The 1892-nt window shown below is 34.1% G+C and carries 2 protein-coding genes; both read right to left on the minus strand.

The window, feature by feature from the left end; translation table 11 throughout:
* Positions 1 to 693, minus strand: a 693-nt coding sequence (locus T368_RS14135) for a hypothetical protein (RefSeq protein WP_034595273.1), incomplete at its 3' end; no start/stop codon positions are given.
* Between the two features lie 113 nt (positions 694 to 806).
* On the minus strand, positions 807 to 1892 hold a 1086-nt coding region (locus T368_RS15985; protein ID WP_487042742.1), incomplete at its 5' end, for a putative barnase/colicin E5 family endoribonuclease.

Consider the following 1892-nt stretch of genomic DNA (forward strand, 5'->3'; position numbering starts at 1 on the left):
ATCTGCCCCACTAGATTCTAACTCTTTTGCCCTCTCTAGTCTTGCTTTGTGTGGTGCATAAGATTCATTTACTAACGCCTTTTCCCCTGCGAATAGCTGTGGATTTACATCTAATGCTTTATTGTTATTTAAAAAGCGTGTTAGGGCATTATGTGTATTTGTTACTGCATAGGTTTGCAGGTCTTTTTTAGCTATTTCACTCATTAAGGCTGGATTGTCTTTTGCTATATTTGGATAATTCTTAGCGACTTTATTTGCCCTCCATTCTAAGCCCTTTGCTACCGCCTTACTTCCCGCTACTCCACCTAAGAATCCAGCGGCAAACTTAGCAGGATTAAAGCCTATAATGTTTCCATTCTCATCTGTTTCAATTCCTGCTGCAGTGCCACTTAAGACTCCAGCACCTAAATGACTTGGATTAGCATACATGATATTAGGGCTATTTTCATTAAAATATTTATGTGTAGATTCTTTATTCTTTGGTTTAGTCTTAGTGATATTGCCTTTTGTATCTGTATAGCTTCCTTTATTGTCAATGTGCTTTATTTGGTTAGAATCAAATGCCACTATTTCCCTATCATTAAACAATATGCCATCATATCCTGCTTTTTTATAAAATTGTTGCAATGGATAGATTCTAGCTGTTTGATACATTCTTCCATAACCGCCATATACACCATAGTGTCCGCCCACTATTTCCTGTAATTTCTTATTCTCTCTTGCAGCGGCTAGGATATAAAGCTCGGTTTCATTTTTAAAAAATTCTTTTTCAAAGTCAGCTTCATATAATGTGGGTGAATCTTTTTTTAAGAGAGATCAAGCTCTTTTAACTCTTGCAAACTCTCATCTAAATTAGGATTATGTTTTAAATCTGCCTCGTAAGCTCTTATGCTCTCGTGCAAATATTCCTTTTTTAGATTATAAAGCGGTGTGCTAAACTCTTTGCCACTTTCTATATGCCTTATCTTAACGCTTTCTCTGTCATATTGCAAAAACTCAAAGCCGCTTTCTTTTAACTCTGCTTTTGCTTGTTTTAGATTTTCTACTGCCCTTAATCCCCTTTCTTTATCTTTTTTAGTGAATTTAAAAATTTTATCAATCTCTTTTATTTTTTCTTGTGTAAGCTCTTTTTCCATAATAAAGGGCTTTTTGATATTTAAAAATACTTCATATATAAAGTTTCCTTCATCATCATCTGCATAGTTTTTAGCAAGGTTTTTATCATTTGAAAACCAATTGCCTATGCTAAAATTAGAAACTGAATTATCTTTAGTATTAAAGACTTCAAAAGGTTTTTTAAGTTCTTTATTATGCAATCTTTTCATATTGCTTAGTGTTGTGCCATGATAAAAGACTTTAGGCAGTCCGTTTTCATCTTTTGTTAAAGGGCTAGAATCTTTATGCCATTCTAGCAAGTCTTTTGCCTTTTTATAATCGTAGTTAAATTTTTGCATAGTAGATTCTAGGGTTTGTTGTGGTATAATGTCGCTAGAGTTTGGTAAGGGGTGCTTATCAGTAAAAAGGGCATCGCCGAAAGTCTTGTCCTTTTCTCTTTCTGCCTTATAGCTTGTGATAATCCAATTATTATCGCCCTTTTTATGAAAACCTTTTGAAATTCCTAATTTATAAATATTTTCATCTTTTTTATACCATATTGTGCTAACACCATTTTGAGTAATAACTTTGCCATTTTGTATAATCTTATCTATCTCTTTTGCTATGTCTTTAAACTCATCGCCGTGCTTCTCAATAATCTTAGCAAGTCCATAGCCTTTAGCTTCCTTGCCCTTGCCTTTAACTTCTCCCCAAACTAAATCAATATCGCCTAACTCCTCTCTATAAAATGCCCCTGCAACTTGTCCTTTATACTCGCCTTTAGCCCCACTTTCTTT

The organism is Helicobacter bilis ATCC 51630 (assembly GCF_000686565.1).
Classification (GTDB): domain Bacteria; phylum Campylobacterota; class Campylobacteria; order Campylobacterales; family Helicobacteraceae; genus Helicobacter_A; species Helicobacter_A bilis.